We start from the raw sequence: 19,854 nt of genomic DNA, 5'->3' as shown, positions 1-19,854 counted from the left end.
GAAATAAAATGTAAGCTTATAACTTGATATAGGGTAATAAGCTATGCTTTTCATCTGTCCATTGTGCGGTTGATTGGTTGGTAAATGCATATCTATCTACGAGCGTGGATACTGGCATTGAGCGCAGGAATTCTTCATTGCTTGTCATGATGACCCATTTTGATCCCAAATGAGAATTTTCATCTCCTTGGTAATCAAAAAGCAATAGTGACTTATCAAAACGTAAACTTTGGCTTGCCATGATGGGCATGAGATCAATATGGTTGTTGGAGATATGCATGACTAATACACCGTTATTGTGCATTCTTTGCCAATATAGCTCAAATGCTTCAACAGTGAGTAAATGTGTGGGAATAACATCACTGGTAAATGCATCAATAACAATCGCATCTTGTTGAAAGGTGCTTTGGGAAATCTCTTTAGCAACCAATTGTCTGCCATCACCTATTTTCACGTTGATACTGGCTAAACTATTATCTAGATAGCTGAAGTACTTTTTAGCAACGTCGAAAACAGCCGGATTTAATTCATAGAAAGTTATCGTATCATGCTTTTTGCCATACTGTGCAAGTACACCCGCACCTAAGCCAATAATCCCGATGTTTATTGGCCCATTTACTTGTAAAGCCTCAATTGCTTTAGCAACACCTGTACTTTGGTGGTAATAGCCTTTACCTGAACTTATATCATTCATAAGTTCGTAACCGTGAATTGTTGTTCCATCTATAAGGCGGCGTTCAACAGTATTATTAATTGTAATGTCTTTAACTGTTAGCATGCCATAGAAGTTCCTTTCGGTTATTACGTTAAGGTTTGTATATGCATTATTTAATAGTACGAAACCACAAACAATTGACATGAATATACTCATATATCCGAGCTTTATGTATTTAGATACAGAGCTTTGAGTGCATAGGTATATATGTGAAGAAAAAATTGCGATGAGGGTAAGAGGGTATTCTATAGGCAGGTTAAAGGTTGCAGGTGCTATAACTGAACTTGTTAAACTGCCAAGTACACTGCCAAAGGCAATACAAACATAGAATGATGTCATTGAATTCTGGTCAGGGGCAATTCGTCTTAGTTCTCTGTGGCAGCTAAATGTACAAACAAATAATATCAGTGAAAACATGCTGAACTGAGCAACAGCATTAAATTTACTTCCTAAAAAATACATTAAGATGCCCGCTAAAGTCGCAAATATTAAAGCTGAGTAGGAATAAAAACTACGATTTTTCACAGGAAGCGAAAAAGCAAAGATAAAGGTGATTAAGTAAATCGCTAAAGGCACAACCCAAGTTAAAGGCATTGGCGGAATGTTAACGTTAATCATAAAAGTGCTAGAGCTTAAAAGTAGCGAGCTCAGCGCAGCCAGAGTGATACATCTTAGGTGGCTATTGAAAGCAACCGAAGTAGGCTTTATTAAGTTTTCCCATTTTTTTTGCGACATTTTTTGTATGAGCAATATAACAAGCGAGAAGAATAAAGCGACTAATGCGAGTAAAGCTAAAAACCATAACTCTTTGAGTGTGGTGAGCTCAAAGTAAATTTCAAATATAAAGGGAAATGTAAGCAGGGCGACAAGGGAGCCAAAATTAGAGATTGCGTACCAGTGGTAAGGTACAGGGCTGTTGTTCATTAAACAATACCACTTTTGTAACAGCACAGATGTGGTGCTTAACATGATAAAAATAGGGCCGATTTGAGCGGCAAGAGATACTACTACTGACCAAGTAGGTGGCAGCATATCGAGAATGTTTTTTTCAACGTTTGTATATGTAGCAGCCGCAGCTAGAGTTAACAGGGTGAGATGTAATGCAATTTGCGATTGTAGCCGCAAATGACGGATCAAGTGAATGTATAAGTATCCCAATAGAACGCACGTCTGAAAGAAAAATAGGCTAGCTGACCAAATAGATGCCCCGCCGCCAAATTGAGATAATTGTTCTTTAGATAAAATAGGTTGGATTTGAAATAGTAAAAATGCACTAAGTAAAATTATGAAGGTAAAGAGTACTGCCATTATTCATTCTTATTTTTTATTGAGTGAGAGGGCAGCGTGCATTAAATCGTTTTATCGATGCTATATAATCTAGCTAGAGATTGTCTTAAGAAAAGCTTAGTATATGAATTATAAGCTTATTTAGGAGTTGTTAAGTTGAAGTTCGAAATAGGGAGTTATCACGTAGATGTTAAACGGTGTCAAATTACAGGTTTTGGCGCTGTAACCAACATTGAACCGAAAGTGATGGAAGTATTGGTTTACCTGTATTCCCATAAAGGGGAGGTGGTAAGTCAGGAAGAGATTTTTAATGCAGTATGGCCTAAAGCAATATTTAACCCAAGCTCCGTTCAACGTTGTATTGCCATACTTAGAAAGGCATTTGATGACGATGCCAAGCAGCAATCACTGTTAATTACTCACCCGAAAAGAGGCTACTGCTTGGAAGTTCCAAGCTCAAAGTCAAACGCGTATAAATTTGTGTTGGTGGCGGGAACCGCTTTTTTCATAATTGCAGCGATGTTTATTGCTCTCTTTTTAAATCATTTTTCTCATAAAAATGACTTTTCTAATTTGTTGCCTATCAGCAGTAGTTCAGGGAATGAGTTCGCTTTTATGACGTCACCGAATGACTTATATATTGCGTTTATCCGAAATGAGCAAAACACGAAACATATTTGGATCAAACAACTTGATACAGGAATGGAAAAGCGTATTTCACACCAGTCGGCAGATTACTTAAGTTTGGGTTGGAGCCCAAATGGTAATGGACTGGTTTTTGCTGTAAGAGAGCAGGCTGGCACGTCGTTGCAATTTGCCACATTGGATTTGATTTCAATGGTACCACTTGAGCAAGAGGAAGCGTATCGCACCACAGATTATGTGATCTCAAGCCATAGATTAGACTGGGCCACTGATAATACGGTTTACTTTACTGAAAAGCACCGGGAAAGTAGTGATACGCAGCTGGTTTCATATAACCTAATTACAAAGAAAAAGCATGTTTTACACCAATCAAAACAAACTGACTGGCTTTTAATGCAATCATTATCCCCTGATGAAGCCTTTATAGCATTAGGTTTTGAAGCGGGTCAAAATAGGTACCGAGTTGACTTACTCGACTTAAATAGTGGACAGCTGAAAACGCTTGTCACGATTGAAGATGGATTAAGTGGGCTAAGCTGGCATCCGGATAAAAAAAGCATACTGATGAGTAAGCGAAATGAAATACTCTCAGTTGATCTACAAGGCCGAGTTTCTAAATTACCGTTTAAAAACTATCAAATTGTGCGAGACGCAAGCTACTCGAATAGCGGTGAAGAGATTTTTATGGAGCTTGTGAAGGTAGATGTCGATATTTTAAGTGCAGAGCGAGAAAACATTAAGAACTTAAAACCCTTAGTTAATTCCTCCTCAGTGGACTTTCTGCCTGTATTCTCGCCAGACCCATCTGTGTTTGCATTTGAATCACATCGTTTTGGCCAAAAGCAACTTTTTATATATGAGCAGGGTCAAGAGCGGCTACTATTTAAAAACTCTGACAATGTTGAGCTGTTTGGTATTGCGTGGTCAACAGATGGCAAATCCGTCTTTACAGCTAGTAAAGATACAATATTCCGCATAGATGTTGCGTCAAATAAAATGGAAGCGATCCCACATACGCACAATTCTTTCTACCTTCGCGAAGCATATCACCATAGTGATGCTTTATTGGTATCTTACCGTTCACCTGATGGATCAGGGTTTCACGCTGCAAAATTCGATTTAAAAACGGGTGAGTTGCAAGAGTTCGAAGCAAAAGGTGAGAGGTTGTCCTGCTATTCAATGGGGTTGGATGAGTCGGATAATATTTACTTTTCAAATGCATCAGAAGTATTTAAGCGCAGCGACACTGGCGAAATTGAACGTATTTGGCACTCACAAACACAAGGGGTTATTGGTGTGACGACGGAGTCGAACACGCTTTTTGTCACTTTGGAGCAGGATAACCACTATAAACTGGTAGAACGTGATTTATTGTCTGGTAAGACAAATGCCACATGGATTGGCAATAAAGATGGCAAAATGCTTATCAATGCTGCACATGACTACTCACAGTTTTTATATCTCACTGAGCCAACGCGTCAAAAACAATTAGCTCGGTTGAGATAAAGACATATGGCTGCAGCTGGCTGCGGCCAAAGTGTGTTTTCAGGCTTTAATTATCTCAATGGTTATTAACCTTCGGCCTAAGTGTTTCAATAAATTCTGAATCTACCCAATAGATGTCACCATTTCCCGTGCTCGTCGTTCTATTGAAAAAGAAGTATTTACCATCTGGAGACATATAACCGCCAGCTTCACCAACGGCTGTATTCACCGTCGGTCCTAAATTAAGCGCTTTACCCCAATTTCCATCAGGCTTACGAAAACTGATATAAAGGTCAGTATCCCCAAAGCCTCCGTTTCTTTCTCCATCCCAAATAATATAGCTGTCATCAGGTGCTATAAATGGATGTGCATTCCATTTGCCGGTATTAATATGTGCAGGTAATGGTTTTGGCGCTTGCCTAACACCATTTTTTACCTCAGAGATCCTCAGTAAATCATCATTTTTATAATCATCGAGGATATAGGTACCTGAAGACGATGAAGATAAACGCATAATGCCCCAATCCTTGTTATCGAACATTGGACCTACGCTTCTGATTTGTGACCAGCCTGAGTCTGTTCTACCAATGTACTTATTACCAAGATGTAAGGTATTACCATCTGGCGAGAGAGTGGGGCGGCCAACTCTTGGCGCTAATGTGGAACCATACCAGTAATTGTCTTTTTGCTTGTACGTCATTGTCCACCACTTGTTAGTATTGGCATCCATTCGCGTAAAATAGAGCTCCTTCAAATCTGGCGTAAAGGAAATAGTGTACTCTCGGTCTTTTGGTGTGCTCAATAACCCAGGCGCAAAGACTTTGGCTGTTTTCCCAGGTGGTGTTTGTCCTAAGTAAGGGCCATACAATCCAGTGTCGACCTCCTTAGCTCCAACTGAGCTGCTGTTAATAACAGCGCTTGTGGCAATCAAAAAGCAGTACATTGGTTTTATCATGTGTTCTCCGGTATTTGGTCGTATTAATTTCGCTTCAATAAGGAGACTTTACCTGAGCTGGCTTTAATCTCTTGAAGTTAGCGTGACTTTTGATTGATGTTTGGATTAAATAAAAGTAAGTATAACTTTCAAAAAGTTGTACTTTTTATCGAGAAGCTTTAACTAGTCGTAGGTGGTTAAACCTTGCTAAGAAGAAATACAGCTTTTAATAAAGAAATGGTTTATCCCCAGTATTTGAAAATAGACTACTCAAATATCGGCTTTTTAACTGTTCATGGTATCTCTACTATTATCTTTTAAATTTATTACAGTGTGGTTGAAAGTATCCTTTAATCAGTACTATCACAAGGTTAAATGCAACATAGTGTGACATTACCCGCACTCATTTCAACACGATATCACTTAACCTTTAAAAATTTTGCAATGCCACAGTTATAAGTGCAGATGAAATAATCGCTTGATATATCCTCGCTTGACTTTGTTAACAAAACGTTTAAGTATCGATGTTTGTTTAAAATTTAACCGTTAACTTGCTTTAAAAAGGATAATTAAATAGGTGATTTATGAAAAAGTCTTTATTAATACTTTCATTGGCGCTTGGACTGTCCGCTTGTAACATTGATGACAGGCTGCAATTAGCTCATGAAACAAAAAAGAGTGAATATGTTCATTTGAACGCCCAAAATACGGGGTTGCTCATCATTGATGCTCAAAAAGGGTATGTGATGGATAGTGACGACTTTTGGGTCAAGGTCTTCTATCCAGAGTTGGAAATACCGGCGCAAAATGTCGACCCTCAATTACATTCTAGCATTGACCGTATTGCACAACTGGCGCAAAAAGCCAATGATTTAAATATGCCAACTGCGATTACGTATGAAGCATTCGAAACCGATACAGGTTTGGATTATACGCCCTACATAACGCGCATTGAGCAAGTGCTTGACGAAAATACTCAAAGCTATTTTAAGCAAACGTTTAACTCTACATTAGAAGCTGATATTCATGCAGCAATGCAAGCGTGGTCAGATGCCGGCATTTCCCGAGTGGTAGTTGCTGGTGCTGAAACTGATGTGTGTGTTATGCAAACCGTTTTAGGACTTAAGAAAATGGGTTTTGATGTCTACTTGGCGAGTGACGCGACGTTCTCGACAGAAATTTATGAGCGACCTACTTTTAAGCGTTTGCAGCAAGCAGGGGTTAAGTTGGCAAAGGCCAGCGAAATTATGGAGTCGATGGAGTCTAAAGACAAATTGATCTATAGCCCACGCTACGCAGTTGGTAAACGAGGTGAATTATATCAAGGTGATCGTCATAAAATGGCAATGATCAATTTTAATATGGATGACGCAAGCTTGAGTAAGGCAGAGCACGACAACAAGCCTGCAACAGAGCCTAGGTTCACATTTTTAGGACTAGAGCAGGAGTTTTTGTTTAGCTACATGCCGAGTTTTCACGTGAATAAAAAAGGGAAGCCCTACACATCCAAATATCGCAAAAATGCCAATGTTGTGAGCTATAAAAATATTGACCCTGTGATTGCTGACATTAAAGCGTCTGGCAAAACGCAGGCAGTGATTTCTGGCGTGGTCTCTCAGTTAGGCTTGTATGACGCGGTCTATAAATTAATTGCAGCAGATATTACCCCAATTATTCTCGAAGATGCGTTACTGGGATCTGATGTAGACCCAATTCACTATTTAGATTACATCTATCAATTAGGCGCGGTGCCAAGCACACAAAAGTCGCATGGATATGAGATGTATGTCGAGATACAACTCGGGGACTTTACTGAAGAAGAAATCGCTGCTTACTATGAAATGATAGCACTGAATGAAGCTGTGATCCCTGAGGTATACCCGCGTTTGCGTTAAGTTTTTTATGTTCTATTGAGCGTAAAAGTGCAGCTCGTAATTGAAATTAATTAGTGTCGTGTAACGCGATGCTAATTAATTTATATAGCGCATTAAAAGCCTGCGTACACTATAAACTAAAGTCTTTCCTCGACGTGGTTTTTTAACTATTCACTTGCTCCTTACGGTACTCGCTTGGGGTTTGCCCTGTTACTTGTTTAAATGCTTTATAAAAAGAGGATCGCGCGTTAAAGCCAACATCTAAAGCAATATCGAGCACAGTGCTGCGATTTGCCAATATTTGAGGTTTGGCTGCTTCAATACGCCATTGATTCACAAAATCAAAAAAGCTCATGGATAGCGTTTCATTCAATGTCTGTGATATGTAGTTTGGCGAAATATTGAGGTGCTTAGACAGCTGTTGTAGTGATAAATTTGAGTCTAAATAGAGCTTGTCTTGCTCCATTGCTGAATTGATCTTTGTTGCAATCCGCTCCGACTGTGTTTTATCTAACGCCGAGCGTTGATATTTTTTGGCTACAATGGGTTGGTCATCTGTGTTATTACTGTCTGAGCTGTTGCTATGAACAATGGAAACGCCTTTCGTATCACCACTATTCAACGCAGCTAACGCGGGCTTTTGTTGCAGGCCAAAGTGGCTCATGCACCATATTAGCAGCAAAGATAGAAGCATCTCTGTATTGCCATTAAATAAGGCTTGGTCGAACAAACTCGAAGAAAAAACGGTTACCAAGGAGCATAGCCACACACTTACTGAAATTAAAAGCAGCCAATTCATCCAGTTAAGCTCTTTTTTATCGTGATTTGAAAAAACGTCTTTGAGTTTTTTGCGGTATTGATTCAGTCGCCGCACAATTTTTATCAAGGTATAGACACATTGAGCTAACCAAAGCAGCATCATGATTAAAAGCCCTATGAATAAGGTACTGACAAAGGGGCTGTTTATTTCTTCGTCATGGATGAAAACGGCGGTATGAACATCGCTTGGCAAAAATAAGATCATGCCAGAAATCAGTAAAGCGGGGAGTGCCAAGATGTATCTATAAAGCTGTTTTTTATGAAACTGCCAAGGTATATCGGCTGTCAGCCCCTCGACATAACACCATAATGACGGACAAAGCAAAAAAAGGGCAGGGAACGCAATGGCTGTGTACACAGCATAGTATTCAGGTAGTAAAGAGGAGGTCACAGAGTTTAACGCCAAAATACCACTGGCGAATAAAAACAATGCCAGAGGCCAGTTTAGTGCACTTTTCACTGCACGTGATAAAAGAATCGGCACACTGATGCAAACTTGCCCAACAATCATCATCGTTAGAATAATTTCGATAGGGTTAGCCAAATTCTGTTCCTTTTATTGCATGTCCTTGGGTGACTTTAATTTAAAAAAGTGTCCGCTCTTATAGTCTCGGACGACCTAACTATTTATAAGTTATATCGTTTAGTTTCGTCAACCACCCAATAGCATGGGCTTAATTTAAAACAGCGGAGCTAATATGAATACGACAAAGGATATTTCCTTGCCTTTTGAGGATTACCAAATAAACGTTAAGTTGAAAATCTCAGCACTTTGGATTGCAGTGATGTTTTGCTATGTCTACGGTGATTATATTGAAGTGTTTGTACCAGGTGTTATGTCTGAGGCCTTGCTCGTCAGCGCAGATAGGAAGGGCATTCAATATGAGTTCTTTGCCGTCGCGCTGCTCATGTCCATACCAAGTGTCATGATTTTTCTAACATTGGCACTCAAACCTAATTTCAATCGAAAATTAAATATCATCATTCCTGGTTTGTTTATTGTGTTGCTAGTGTCACTTAATTTAGAAACCGGGTGGGGCTTTTATTTATACCTCACGGGGCTCGAAATTTTATTGTCTTTGATGACAATCCGATATGCATGGAAATGGCCAAAGGCAGAAGTCATGGGCTAAGTGTAACCGTGATACCAAATCTAATCTAACAATTACAGAATAATAGCACGTATTTTTAATGGACTTCTAATATGAAAAAATTACTCACTTTAGCTGTATTTAGCAGTTTAACTTACGCAGGCGACTCAATTGATTTACAACACAAAGCCGATGACAGACTTATTATATCAGATACTGATTCTGCCTTTGTCGCCGGTAATGGTGATTCTGCTTTTTTACAAAAAATAGACCTTAAGACTCAACAAGTCACTTTATTAGCGCTACCCGAAAAGCCGATTATCTATAGTATTGGCAAACTTAAAAGCCATCAAGGGACGCAAGCATTTGTGTTAACTGAGCAGGGCATTTTTCACGTTAATGACACTGAAGCACGTAAGCTGATAGATATTGACTCTGTATTTAAATCTGAGGCTTTTTCGCAATTTAAACATCAAGCATTTACGCTAGATGCGAATGGTGATGGCTTGACTGACTTTTATTTACCGGGCATTGAAAAACAGCATGTTTACATCCAACAGAAATCAGGCAAATTTTCCCAAACATCACTGCCTTTGCGTGCCAAAACAGTGACGCACACGACCGAGAAAAATTTGACCATCAGTCACACATTGCCTCAATTTCCAATATTGGCTGATGTGAATGGGGATGGTATCGATGACTTGATGTTCTATGAGCAAAAAAGGGTTCAGTATTTTACATCGACAGACCATGGTCCTAGCGCTAAAGGACAAATACTCGTTAAGTTCGATGAGAGCAACAAACAGCGTATCGAGAAACTAAGTGACTTTAATAATGATGGCTATCCTGACATCCATACGATAGAAAGCCTGTCAGAGGATACTGGAAAAGAAAAGGACTTGGATAGTGAAAGTGTTCATCGGATCTTTTTTTCACAGCAGACAAGCAGCGGGTTGGTTTTTAAAGATAACCCTGATATTGAGTTGACGTTAGAAGAAACGAGCGGGATCGCTAATATTAGTGATTTCGATGGGGACGGGCTAGATGATCTGGCAGTGATCTCTTTTGATATTGGTTTTATGGATATACTTTCAATCGCCAGTGCTGCGATGGACAATAAAGAAGTGGTGCTCGATAGCTCAATTAGCATCTTTAAAGGAAAAAACGACAACCAATTTGCAAAAAAAGCGGCGGCAAAGAAAAGCTTTGAAATCGCAATGTATATGAACGAATCAAGTAGCGATGCAGGTAAGGGCATTATTTTTAAAGACTTCAACGGTGATGGCTTAACTGATTTATTAATAAGAGCAGACACCAATGAACTTAAAGTTTATTTTGGTGATGCCAAAAGAGGGTTATCGCGCAGAGCAAAGCGTATAAAGCGTGCTTTGCCAGCATCTTCAACAGATATTTATAGTCATGATATCAATCTTGATGGTAGAGAAGAAATTGTATTGAAGGTAAACGACAAAAAAGCAGGTTTTAGGTTAGATACGATTTTACTTGCCAAGTAGGGGGGGCATAGTGATTAACTGCCTGCTATTGATTTTACAAAAAGGTTGTCGGGCAGTTTTTTATAGTAATGGCGGTTTGTTGAAATGATTTTTATCTTATTGATTATAATGGTTATATTTTTTAATCAATAGAGATTTATAAGCATGTAGTTGAATTTGTCTTAGATAAATTTACAGGAAAAATCAACTTGTTTTGATTTAACTGTTTACATACGTTGGATATGAAATAAAATTAGCACCCTTAGTGGGTAACTCAGCACTTGTGCTGTGAGAAACCTGTGATGTTGCGTTAATTTACGGTTGAACAAGCAGAAATATGATCAAATTTATTGAAACCACGCCTTGGTGGTTCTTAATACTTCTTTATGTCACAACATTGACCCTTGGAACCTTAATCGGGGCCCCTCTGGTGATCCAAGCTTATGATTTGCCTAATCCAGTTGAAGTAACTCGACTGTTTGTATTAGTACCGTTAATCAAAGTACACTATTTACTCCCTTTACTATTGGCGGTTACTTTTGGCTTGAAGTTTGTTAAGAGCAAAGGTCAGAAACCACTCACGCTATCATTTATTATCGCAAGTATTATTCTTGTGCCTGTTGTATTTTATGGCTTACAACTTTCTGATATTTATTTGTACGCAGAAGCTTAAGAAATCATTTTAGCTCTTCACGCAAGCATAAATGTTTGCTGTGCTTATGTTGTAGACACTGTGCCTTAAGCGTGCAGTGTCATATCTGATATGAGTGCTTGAATTTAATTAAATGGCTTTTCGGCAAAAAGAAATCAATCTTCACGGCAAAAAGAAATGTTATTCGTAAGTCTTCAAGCCACTATGTCACTATTTTGTAAGGAAAGGTTCTCACTGGATCTTCATTCATGGGATACAGCAAAGATTATCTTTACAGTGAATGAAAATTAGCGCTAGATCTGAGAATTAGAGGCCCCATCGGGGATTAATAAAGCGGTTAGGGCGGATAGATACTTGCTGATATCTATCCTAAGTGCCTAAAGGTTCAATACTTATTTTGATAAGCGCTTATCCACTTCAACTTTGCCATCTTTTATAACTAAAGTGACATTTTCCATTACTTGGATATCATCCAGTGGGTTACCTGGGACGGCCACAATGTCCGCAAGTTTACCAGGCTCTAAAGAACCAAGATGTTCCTGTAATTTAAGTAGGGTTGCCGAGTTGATAGTAGCTGCTTGTAACGCTTGCAGCTCGGTCATGCCAAATTGGACCATGCGACTAAATTGCTTAGCGTTATCTCCGTGTGGGTAAATACCGCCATCTGAACCAAAAACCATATTAACGCCTGCTTTGACTGCTTTAGTAAAACTATCACGCTGAATTGAACCAACTTTGCGCTCTTTTTGCAGGCTTTCTTCTGGTATACCTGCTTTTGCACCTTCTCCCAATATGTACTCAGTTGTGTATATATCCATAGAGAAGTAAGTACCATGTTTTAGTGCAAGCTGTATTGCCTCATCATCTAAAAAACTGACATGCTCTACAGAGTCAACGCCTGCTCGGATCGCCGATTTGATCCCATTCGTACCATGAGCATGTGCTGCGACTGTCAGCCCTCGCATATGCACTTCATTCACAAGCGCTTCCATTTCTTCAAACGAGTATTGCTGAGCGCCTACTTTGGTACCTGTTGACATAACACCGCCTGTTGCGCAGAACTTGATAACATCAACACCATATTTCACATTTTCACGTACTTTATGTCGAACTGCCCATGGCCCATCTGCGACTCCTTCGGAGACAACTTTGTGCTCATGAGTAAATGCATTAATATCACAATGCCCTCCTGTAATACCTATCGCGGGCCCTGATGCAAAGACTCGAGGCCCCGGGATGTCTCCATCATAAATGGCATCACGGATAGCAAGATCTGCATAGCCAGACGCGCCTAAGTTTCTAACAGATGTAAAACCTGCTTCTAGCGTACGCTTTGCGTTTATCGCCCCTGTAATCGCCGAGCGAGGAACAGTTCGTCGCAGCCTTTCATAACCGTGCACGGATGCATCACCTGTAAGGTGAACGTGCATATCAAATAATCCGGGCACCAATGTATGGCCTTTTAAATTAATGACTTTGGCATCTGAGCTGACGGTCTCTTTGGGAGTATGCTGGGTGACTGAAATAATGGCTTTATCTTCAACGACAATCGTTGCAGGGGTAATGAGTTGTCCCGATTTCACATCAAGTGCTGCGTCCGCTTTGAGTATCAGGGTGTTTGCGAACACGTTACTAGTGGAAAAAATGAAAGCTGAAGCTAGGAGTGTTTTATTGAACATGTTTTCTTCTTATGATTATTTTTTTCAAAAATAGTCTAGGCAGGCTAGCAGAACCCTCGCAAGTATTTTACGACTGAGTGCACAATTTACCTGATGAATTTATAGGCAAGTAAAATGTAAAAAGCTTTTTGTAACAGGGTGTTAATGAGAAAGCAGACTTTACTAGTTATTAGCTTACAACTGTTTGCCTTAGTTTAGTTTGCTGTAAATAATGAATGTAGTCTTGCTCTTTTAAACCCGCCTCACGACTTGAGCGCAATAATAAGTCATTCAGCGCTTGGTCATTAATACCACTTCTTAGCGCTTTACTGCACATTTTTATGGTGTCTTTATATTCACCCGAATCAAACAGCCGAGAGGCAAATTGCATATAAGCTTCCTGTTGCTCCGATTCCTCTTGGTAAATTTTAGCAAAGACTTCTCTGTGCATTAAGCCTGCTAACACATAGTGGCTATTTCTATGTTGCTTGCCAAGTGCTCTATGGGCGTTAAATAGCATTTCTCTAGCGTGATCCATATCCTTTACGAGGAAGAATAAGTAAGCAACGAGTGTCGCCGCACTTGGATCATCTAATACACTATGGCTAAGTTGCAAAAGCTTTGCGCTGGCATCAGCCTCTTTGCCCTCTAGTAACATCATCATGATCAACAGCAAATTAAATTCATCAGAGCAGTATTTTTGCATGTTTGATGCATGTCGTGTAATGGCCGTTTTCAAATCAGTTTGAATTGATTTCAGTATTTTAGGTTCAATTGCTTCTTTATTGTCTAATGTTTCTAAGCAACGAATTTTAATCGATAAGGCCGATAGTAAAGTAGACAGAGCAGGATCTTCACTGTAAGCACGCTCTTTGCGCCTAATTAAATTATCTATGGCGTCATGTTCTTTGCAAACATGCAAAACCATCAGGCTTAGCCGGAACATACTAAGTGACATATCTTCAATAGGAAATGCCAGCACTTGAGCTGTCGCAAGGTCTCGGTTATCTGTCTGAAATGCAATGTATATTTGCCAATAAAAAACACGAACAGGGTAATCTTGTCGTGTTTGCGGCTCTGATAAAAAGCCTTTACAGGCTTCAAAATCTTTTAGCTCATAGTTGACATGAAACAGTGACCATTTAGCCCATTGGATGTTACGCTCAGCCAAAGGTAAAAGCAGCTTTTTTGCTAATGAATAGTGCCCGAGTTTAAGTAGTAAGTTGACAAGTAATTGATTTCGCGCTTTTTTTAAATAATTTGGATACTCTTGATTACGTAATTCTTTGAGTTTTAATAATGCATTTTTGAATTTTTTTGCCCTGATGAATTGGTAAGCAAGTTTAAACTCTTTAACTTGAAGCGTATGTTCTTTCAAAATGTTCGCGAGATCTTGTGGAGTATAAGGTACTTCCAGCAGTTGGTTACTATGAAATGGATACTCACAAGCGTAGTCAAATGCACTTTGCCTTTTTGCCATATACACAAGTCTGGTCATGGGTGGCAATGTTTCGTTGTACACGAGCTCGCTGACAAATCATAAAGGTTTTTTATGGTATCAACTTGGTTATCTAAAAATACAATATCATAAATATTTTGCTTAGCTGAACGCTCAAAAGCACTACCAGAGCGGTAAGATCGAACATGAGACACACCTTGCTTGTTTAGCAAAGCTTCTAAAAATCTAATGTTGTCGCTGTTATCGTCGACTATTGCAATTTTTAGGTCTGAATACTGCACGCTTTTTCCTTTTATCAGCCGTCGGAGATATAACCGATGCTGAAAAAAACACCTATCTTGTAGTTAAATTTGGAACTCGCTATTCTAATCGTTTTAAACTCATAATCATAGCGTTAAATGCACTTTCATTTACATTTATTTAAAGTTTGGCTGTTGGGGGATAAAACAGGTGGTTTTTGGTTTGGGCTTTGGCATGTATGTGTCAAAAATTAGCACGCAACATGCCAAACGCATTGGCAATTAATTGAATATTTCTTCTACGTCATCTTTTATGTCTTGATACGCGTCTTCATCTAGCTCTAAAACATGAAGCACATCTGTTTTTATATATGCCCAGTCTGGTACTGAAACAAAACGTTTATTTACTTGCACCAAGTGCTCTGCCATTTTTAGCGTTGCCATGGTGCATACGTGCTCTATGTCGTGGTTTTCTTTAAAAAACTCCATATCATGGTGTCTGAGTATGAGCTTGCAGATGGGCTTGGGCAGGTTCCAGCTATTGGCAAGAAAATACCCAATGGTTGCGTGATTGGTACTATATATAGCTTCTTCTTGTTCTACCAGTAACATATCATAGTTGCTATTCGCGCAAGAAAGTACATTGGCATAGTCATCAAATTTTAATGCCATAGCAGGGATGCCTGCATCGTGAAATAGCCCGAGCATATGCAAACTTTCTAATGGAATTTTCACTGGAATTTTGCGGCCAATGATCATTGCAACTTCAGATATCTCGTTTGCGGTGTCCCAAAATCTCTCCAAGCTTATACAGCACCGAGATTGATCAAATGCTTGCTTTAGTAAAAAGCCTGTAACAAGGTGAGTTACACTGTTTAAACCGAGAAACATAACAGCTTGTCTAATATCAGTGATTGTCCGTGAAAAACCATATGATGAGGAGTTAATCACTTTTAATACGGCCGCAGAAGTCGCCACGTCTGTGGCAATGAGATCCGCAATTTGGCCAAGCTCTGGCTCGCTTGATTGTAGAAGTTCATGTAAGTGAGTAAGTAATTCTGGTTTCGGTGGAAGGGAAAAACCTTTTTCTACATCATTAAGAATAACATTATCTATTTCTATCATAGTTCTTCCATCTCGATGCTAAACATCAAATTTGGGTAATTGCACTGACGTTAGATGAGTATAGTAGTACCTGCTAAATTTTGTGCTGATAGGATTAAATTTGTATTTTTTGCCTGTAAAGTAATCAACTAGTTGGTAATTCAGGGACGTTTTATTGCTTTCATTCGCTTTGTTAAGTTAAGGTTAGATAATTTTACTGTTTGGGAATAATTATGAGTCAATCACCAGAAGCGGCAGCGCCGAGTGGGGCAGTTGCACGTTTTCTTAACGGGATCGAACGTGTGGGGAATAAACTCCCTGATCCTGCTATTATTTTCTTGTCAGCGATGCTGCTGATATGGTTCCTTTCTTGGATTTTTTCAAGCACGACTTTTGATGCGATAGACCCGCGTACTGGTGAAGCTATCGTTGTTCATAACTTACTAAGTGGTGATTCACTCGCCAGTTTCTTAGCCAATATGGTTAAGACGTTCACAGGATTTGCACCTTTAGGTGTTGTATTAGTCGCGATGTTAGGTGTTGGTGTTGCTGAGCACTCTGGTTACATTAACACGGGCTTGAAACTCATGCTAAAACGCACACCTCAAGCATTATTGACACCATCAATCATTTTAATTGCGATTGTGAGCCACACAGCAACTGATGCAGGTTATGTATTGGTTATTCCATTGGCTGGTGTTATTTTCTATGCCATGGGCCGTCACCCACTTGCGGGTATTGCAGCAGCGTTCGCAGGTGTAAGTGGTGGATTTAGCGCTAACTTCATCCCATCAGGTATTGACCCGTTACTGCAAAGCTTTACACAAAGCGCAGCACATATTATCGATCCTGAGATTGCAATTAACCCACTGAACAACTGGTTCTTCACCTCAGCTTCTAGCTTGTTCATTATCCTTCTTGGTTGGTACATCACGGACAAAATTATCGAGCCTCGTCTTAAAAATACAGAGATCGATGGTGATACAAACAGCTTACCTTCTTTTGATGAAGTGAATGCAAAAGAAAAACGTGCATTTTTAGCTGCATCTGGCGTGATGTTATCAGGTATTGCGTTATTGGTTTACGCTGCAAGTGGTGAAGATTCAGCGCTACGCAGTCCAAACGGCTCGCTGACTGAATTTACAGCGCCGCTTATGCAATCTATTGTACCGCTTATTTTCTTACTGTTTTGGGTACCTGGCGCAGTGTATGGCTTCTTGGTTGGTACCTTTAAATCATCTAAAGACATGATTGATGCCATGAGTAAGTCAATGGGCAGCATGGCTTACTACATTGTAATGGCGTTCTTCTGTGCGCTATTTATCAGTGCATTCAGCCAATCTAATTTAGGTGCATTACTTGCCATTGAAGGGGCTGAGGTACTTAAAGCGCTCGCATTACCAAGTTCAGTGACTGTAGTAGGGATTATTTTCTTGACTGCGTTTGTGAACTTATTTGTTGGTTCAAGCTCTGCTAAGTGGGCGTTGCTAGGTCCTATCTTTGTTCCAATGCTGATGCAACTTGGTCTATCACCTGATTTGACGCAAGCCGCTTATCGTGTAGGTGATTCAAGCTCGAATATTATCACACCGCTTATGCCATACTTCCCGCTTGTTGTGGTTTATTGTCAAAAGTATGTGAAGAACACAGGTATCGGTACTTTGATAGCACTGATGATCCCATACTCAATCGCCTTCCTAATCGGTTGGAGTATTTTCTTGTTGGCTTATTGGGGTTTGAGTATTCCATTAGGTCTACAATCAAGCTACATTTATCCTGCTGGATAAATAAAAAAGCCGCTCAATTGAGCGGCTTTTTTAATCTCGATAACTTAACAAGATTATGCTTCAGCTATGAATATAGCGCGCAGTGGAGCAGGGTAACCCTCAATCGTTTTGCTTGGGTCTAGTGGGTCTAAGAAATCTGCAAGTGACTCAGTTTCCATCCACTCAGTCTTGCGCTGTTCATCTAATGAAGTGGTGTCTTTGTTGACAACACGAACGTTCTTAAAGCCAACGCGCTCTAACCACAGCTTCAGTGCATCACAGCTTGGGATATACCAGACATTACGCATTTTGGCATAGCGATCAGTCGGTACTAGCACAGTATTTACATCGCCTTCTATTACTAAGGTTTCAAGTACAAGCTCGCCACCTTTACGAAGTTGTGCACGCAATTGACTTAAAAAGTCTATCGGTGAGCGTCTGTGATAAAGCACTCCCATAGAAAACACCGTGTCAAATGCTTTAAGTTCGGGTAACTGCTCTACGCCTAATGGCAGTAAATGTACATTTGGATCTGGATTAAAGTGTTTAACAGCTTGGAATTGACTTAAAAACAGATCTGATGGGTCAATACCGACTACAAAGTCTGCACCAGCGCCTTTCATACGCCATAAGTGATAACCAGAGCCACAGCCAATATCTAAAACGGTTCTACCGTGCAGGTCACTAATGTGTGGCAATAGTCTGTCCCACTTCCAATCACTTCGCCATTCAGTGTCAATGTGAATGCCATGGATATGGAAGGGGCCTTTTCGCCATGGCATCATGCGCTTTAATAAATGGGTAAGCTGTTTTGTATGGCCTTCTGAAAGCTCTTCGCTTAAGCCAAACTCGACACGATCAGTGATGTTGATGTGTGTGGTCGTTGACTCAGGTAAGTTTTTAAGGACCTTTTCCCATTTTGGCCAATCACCATGTTGTGCTTCTTTTTGCCAGTGTGTTAACTGGGCAGGCAAAGTATCTAACCAATGACTGAGCTGGTTTTTAGCAATGGCTGCGTAAAAGTCATTAAACCAAGTATTCATAATATCCTCGTTATTTTATTGCGACCATTGAGCAAAAGTTAAAGCACTGATACCACACTTGCGTGTTTGAGAAACCGACACTCTCCAGTCTTTCTCTATGGGTGCTAAGGGCATCAGTGCGCATGATGTTTTCAATTGCAGTTCTTTTTTGGCTTATCTCTAATTCTGAATAGCCATTTTGGCGTTTGAAATCATGGTGCAGGTCAATCAACAAGTTATCTTTGATATCGTTTTCGCCTTTGATCTTTTCTGATAAAAGCAAAACACCACCGGGCTTTAAGCCGGCATAGATTTTTTCAAGTACGGCTTGCCTTTGATCTTGCGGGATGAACTGCAGCGTGAAGTTCATTGCAACCACGCTGGCATTTTCAATTTGGATGTCATTAATGTCACCCAGTTGAACATTTACAGGCACTTCTGATTTAAAGCCTTTGAGGTGTAACTTACAGCGCTCAACCATAGGCGCAGAGTTATCAATGGCGATTATCTGGCAGTTTTCTTTGTCTATGTTACGACGCATACTGAGCGTCACAGCGCCCAAAGAGCACCCTAAGTCATACAAATTTGAATTACTTTGCGCAAACTGACCTGCAAGTTTACCCATCGTACTGACCATTGTGGCGTACCCGGGAACTGACCTTTGGATCATGTCTGGGAACACTTCGACGACATTTGCGTCAAATGTAAAGTCTTTTACTTCTTGCTCTGCGGCATAAATACTGTCTTTGCCAGTCACAATACTACTCTCATACAAAAATAATCTCGCTATTTTAGCATTTTATACTGGATAGTCAGTGATAAATTGAGTAGCTTGGCTACTATTAGTCATAAGAAGTAAAAAATGAGATAAAAAATGGCGAAAAATAAAGTTGTCAGTACAGAAGATATCCTATCAACCTTGTGTCACTCAGTGACTGAAGTGCTTTCATCAGCGAGTGGAAACCAAATTTCATATTCGGCGATGGTTCAAAAGATCACGCGTACCTGCATGCGACCGGATATCGGCTGTTTTGTGTTGTTCGATGGCGGGTTTACAGGGCTCGTTGTGACTAACTTCACAGCTCAGGCAGCGATGGAAATCTACCAAGATTACATGCGCAACATGGGCATGCCGGAGAGTGAAATTGCACAAAGCCACCTATCTGACGATGTATCAAACGTCATGGGTGAATTGATGAACCAAATTGTTGGTGATTTTACAGGTAAAGTAAGAGAGCAATTACATACCTCAATTACGCAAAACCAGCCGAAAATGATGGCAATTAATAAGCAGGTGCAAATCTCGGTTGATACAACCATGGACAGACCACAAGCAAGACGAGTGACATTCACGACGCAAGGGCAGAATATATTCTATCTTGAGCTAGCAATGGATAAGACTGAGTTTATTAAGCTCCATGATTTTGATATTGCAGAAGCGGTAGACCCGGACGATATTATTGCAAACCAGACTTCTTCATCTGCAAAAGTGAAGGCTGCAAAACCAGCTGAGCCACAAGAAGATGCTGCTGATGATGACTTTATGGCAGAGCTAGGCTTATAAGCTCTTTGGTGTAAGACATCATGTGGTCAAAATAAGCTGCATGATGT

Annotated in this window: 16 protein-coding genes; 7 read left to right on the top strand and 9 right to left on the bottom strand. The window is 40.0% G+C overall.

Features of this window, described 5'->3' with window-relative positions:
- Positions 1-16 precede the first annotated feature (16 nt).
- Positions 17-2,023: a spermidine synthase gene (locus tag AC2CZC_RS19195; protein ID WP_484583034.1), complete on the bottom strand. Its 2,007-nt coding sequence runs from the start codon at positions 2,021-2,023 to the stop codon at positions 17-19.
- A gap of 135 nt (positions 2,024-2,158) precedes the next feature.
- Here AC2CZC_RS19195 and AC2CZC_RS19190 point away from each other — a divergent pair, with 135 nt between their 5' ends.
- Positions 2,159-4,153 (top strand): winged helix-turn-helix domain-containing protein, encoded by a 1,995-nt coding sequence (locus tag AC2CZC_RS19190; RefSeq protein ID WP_484583033.1) that lies wholly within the window; start codon positions 2,159-2,161, stop codon positions 4,151-4,153.
- A gap of 55 nt (positions 4,154-4,208) precedes the next feature.
- On the opposite strand, the gene AC2CZC_RS19185 is transcribed toward AC2CZC_RS19190, so the two are convergent.
- Entirely contained in the window at positions 4,209-5,087 is an 879-nt protein-coding gene (locus AC2CZC_RS19185; protein ID WP_484583032.1) for a TolB family protein, read from the bottom strand.
- Between the two features lie 563 nt (positions 5,088-5,650).
- On the opposite strand from AC2CZC_RS19185, the gene AC2CZC_RS19180 reads away from it, so the two are divergent.
- Positions 5,651-6,961, top strand: coding sequence for a cysteine hydrolase family protein (locus tag AC2CZC_RS19180; RefSeq protein ID WP_484583031.1), 1,311 nt, complete (start codon positions 5,651-5,653; stop codon positions 6,959-6,961).
- Positions 6,962-7,103: 142 nt separating this feature from the next.
- On the opposite strand, the gene AC2CZC_RS19175 is transcribed toward AC2CZC_RS19180, so the two are convergent.
- Complete coding sequence (locus AC2CZC_RS19175; protein ID WP_484583030.1) at positions 7,104-8,303, bottom strand: helix-turn-helix domain-containing protein; 1,200 nt, start codon at positions 8,301-8,303, stop codon at positions 7,104-7,106.
- Positions 8,304-8,457: 154 nt separating this feature from the next.
- On the opposite strand from AC2CZC_RS19175, the gene AC2CZC_RS19170 reads away from it, so the two are divergent.
- The 3 genes from AC2CZC_RS19170 (at position 8,458) to AC2CZC_RS19160 (ending at position 11,016) form a co-directional block, all read left to right on the top strand.
- The gene (locus AC2CZC_RS19170; RefSeq protein ID WP_484583029.1) at positions 8,458-8,892 is read left to right on the top strand and encodes a DUF6326 family protein; all 435 of its coding nucleotides are present in this window, start codon (positions 8,458-8,460) and stop codon (positions 8,890-8,892) included.
- Positions 8,893-8,963: 71 nt separating this feature from the next.
- Entirely contained in the window at positions 8,964-10,364 is a 1,401-nt protein-coding gene (locus AC2CZC_RS19165; RefSeq protein WP_484583028.1) for an FG-GAP repeat domain-containing protein, read from the top strand.
- A gap of 316 nt (positions 10,365-10,680) precedes the next feature.
- Entirely contained in the window at positions 10,681-11,016 is a 336-nt protein-coding gene (locus tag AC2CZC_RS19160; protein ID WP_063363113.1) for a hypothetical protein, read from the top strand.
- A gap of 371 nt (positions 11,017-11,387) precedes the next feature.
- Here AC2CZC_RS19160 and AC2CZC_RS19155 read toward each other — a convergent pair whose 3' ends face one another.
- The 4 genes from AC2CZC_RS19155 to AC2CZC_RS19140 form a co-directional block, all read right to left on the bottom strand.
- Positions 11,388-12,674 (bottom strand): Xaa-Pro dipeptidase, encoded by a 1,287-nt coding sequence (locus AC2CZC_RS19155; protein WP_484583027.1) that lies wholly within the window; start codon positions 12,672-12,674, stop codon positions 11,388-11,390.
- A gap of 169 nt (positions 12,675-12,843) precedes the next feature.
- Complete coding sequence (locus AC2CZC_RS19150; protein WP_484583026.1) at positions 12,844-14,151, bottom strand: hypothetical protein; 1,308 nt, start codon at positions 14,149-14,151, stop codon at positions 12,844-12,846.
- On the bottom strand, positions 14,148-14,393 hold the full coding sequence (locus tag AC2CZC_RS19145; RefSeq protein ID WP_484583025.1) for a response regulator: 246 nt from the start codon (positions 14,391-14,393) through the stop codon (positions 14,148-14,150). Before AC2CZC_RS19145 ends, AC2CZC_RS19150 begins: the two co-directional genes overlap by 4 nt.
- Positions 14,394-14,633: 240 nt before the next feature.
- Complete coding sequence (locus AC2CZC_RS19140) at positions 14,634-15,476, bottom strand: HDOD domain-containing protein (RefSeq protein WP_484583024.1); 843 nt, start codon at positions 15,474-15,476, stop codon at positions 14,634-14,636.
- A gap of 212 nt (positions 15,477-15,688) precedes the next feature.
- Here AC2CZC_RS19140 and AC2CZC_RS19135 point away from each other — a divergent pair, with 212 nt between their 5' ends.
- Entirely contained in the window at positions 15,689-17,242 is a 1,554-nt protein-coding gene (locus tag AC2CZC_RS19135) for an AbgT family transporter (RefSeq protein ID WP_063363117.1), read from the top strand.
- Between the two features lie 53 nt (positions 17,243-17,295).
- On the opposite strand, the gene cmoB is transcribed toward AC2CZC_RS19135, so the two are convergent.
- Both cmoB and cmoA read right to left on the bottom strand, forming a co-directional pair.
- The gene (gene cmoB, locus AC2CZC_RS19130; protein WP_484583023.1) at positions 17,296-18,264 is read right to left on the bottom strand and encodes a tRNA 5-methoxyuridine(34)/uridine 5-oxyacetic acid(34) synthase CmoB; all 969 of its coding nucleotides are present in this window, start codon (positions 18,262-18,264) and stop codon (positions 17,296-17,298) included.
- Positions 18,265-18,274: 10 nt separating this feature from the next.
- Positions 18,275-19,000, bottom strand: a complete 726-nt coding sequence (gene cmoA / locus AC2CZC_RS19125; protein ID WP_484584903.1) for a carboxy-S-adenosyl-L-methionine synthase CmoA — start codon at positions 18,998-19,000, stop codon at positions 18,275-18,277.
- Positions 19,001-19,117: 117 nt separating this feature from the next.
- Between cmoA and AC2CZC_RS19120 the strand changes: the two genes are divergently transcribed.
- The gene (locus AC2CZC_RS19120) at positions 19,118-19,807 is read left to right on the top strand and encodes a DUF3334 family protein (RefSeq protein ID WP_484583022.1); all 690 of its coding nucleotides are present in this window, start codon (positions 19,118-19,120) and stop codon (positions 19,805-19,807) included.
- Positions 19,808-19,854: the final 47 nt, after the last annotated feature.

It is taken from the genome of Pseudoalteromonas sp. MMG033 (assembly GCF_057197785.1).
The sequence above is the reverse complement of the archived record's forward strand: the minus strand, read 5'-3'. Positions and strand labels throughout refer to the sequence as shown.

Excerpts from the sequence above, each read along its gene's own strand:
- AC2CZC_RS19155 (WP_484583027.1), bottom strand. The coding sequence starts at position 12,674 with ATGTTCAATAAAACACTCCTAGCTTCAGCTTTCATTTTTTCCACTAGT.
- AC2CZC_RS19160 (WP_063363113.1), top strand. The coding sequence starts at position 10,681 with ATGATCAAATTTATTGAAACCACGCCTTGGTGGTTCTTAATACTTCTT.
- AC2CZC_RS19165 (WP_484583028.1), top strand. The coding sequence starts at position 8,964 with ATGAAAAAATTACTCACTTTAGCTGTATTTAGCAGTTTAACTTACGCA.
- AC2CZC_RS19180 (WP_484583031.1), top strand. The coding sequence starts at position 5,651 with ATGAAAAAGTCTTTATTAATACTTTCATTGGCGCTTGGACTGTCCGCT.
- AC2CZC_RS19140 (WP_484583024.1), bottom strand. The coding sequence starts at position 15,476 with ATGATAGAAATAGATAATGTTATTCTTAATGATGTAGAAAAAGGTTTT.
- AC2CZC_RS19150 (WP_484583026.1), bottom strand. The coding sequence starts at position 14,151 with ATGACCAGACTTGTGTATATGGCAAAAAGGCAAAGTGCATTTGACTAC.
- AC2CZC_RS19170 (WP_484583029.1), top strand. The coding sequence starts at position 8,458 with ATGAATACGACAAAGGATATTTCCTTGCCTTTTGAGGATTACCAAATA.
- AC2CZC_RS19135 (WP_063363117.1), top strand. The coding sequence starts at position 15,689 with ATGAGTCAATCACCAGAAGCGGCAGCGCCGAGTGGGGCAGTTGCACGT.
- AC2CZC_RS19120 (WP_484583022.1), top strand. The coding sequence starts at position 19,118 with ATGGCGAAAAATAAAGTTGTCAGTACAGAAGATATCCTATCAACCTTG.
- AC2CZC_RS19195 (WP_484583034.1), bottom strand. The coding sequence starts at position 2,023 with ATGGCAGTACTCTTTACCTTCATAATTTTACTTAGTGCATTTTTACTA.
- AC2CZC_RS19185 (WP_484583032.1), bottom strand. The coding sequence starts at position 5,087 with ATGATAAAACCAATGTACTGCTTTTTGATTGCCACAAGCGCTGTTATT.
- cmoB (WP_484583023.1), bottom strand. The coding sequence starts at position 18,264 with ATGAATACTTGGTTTAATGACTTTTACGCAGCCATTGCTAAAAACCAG.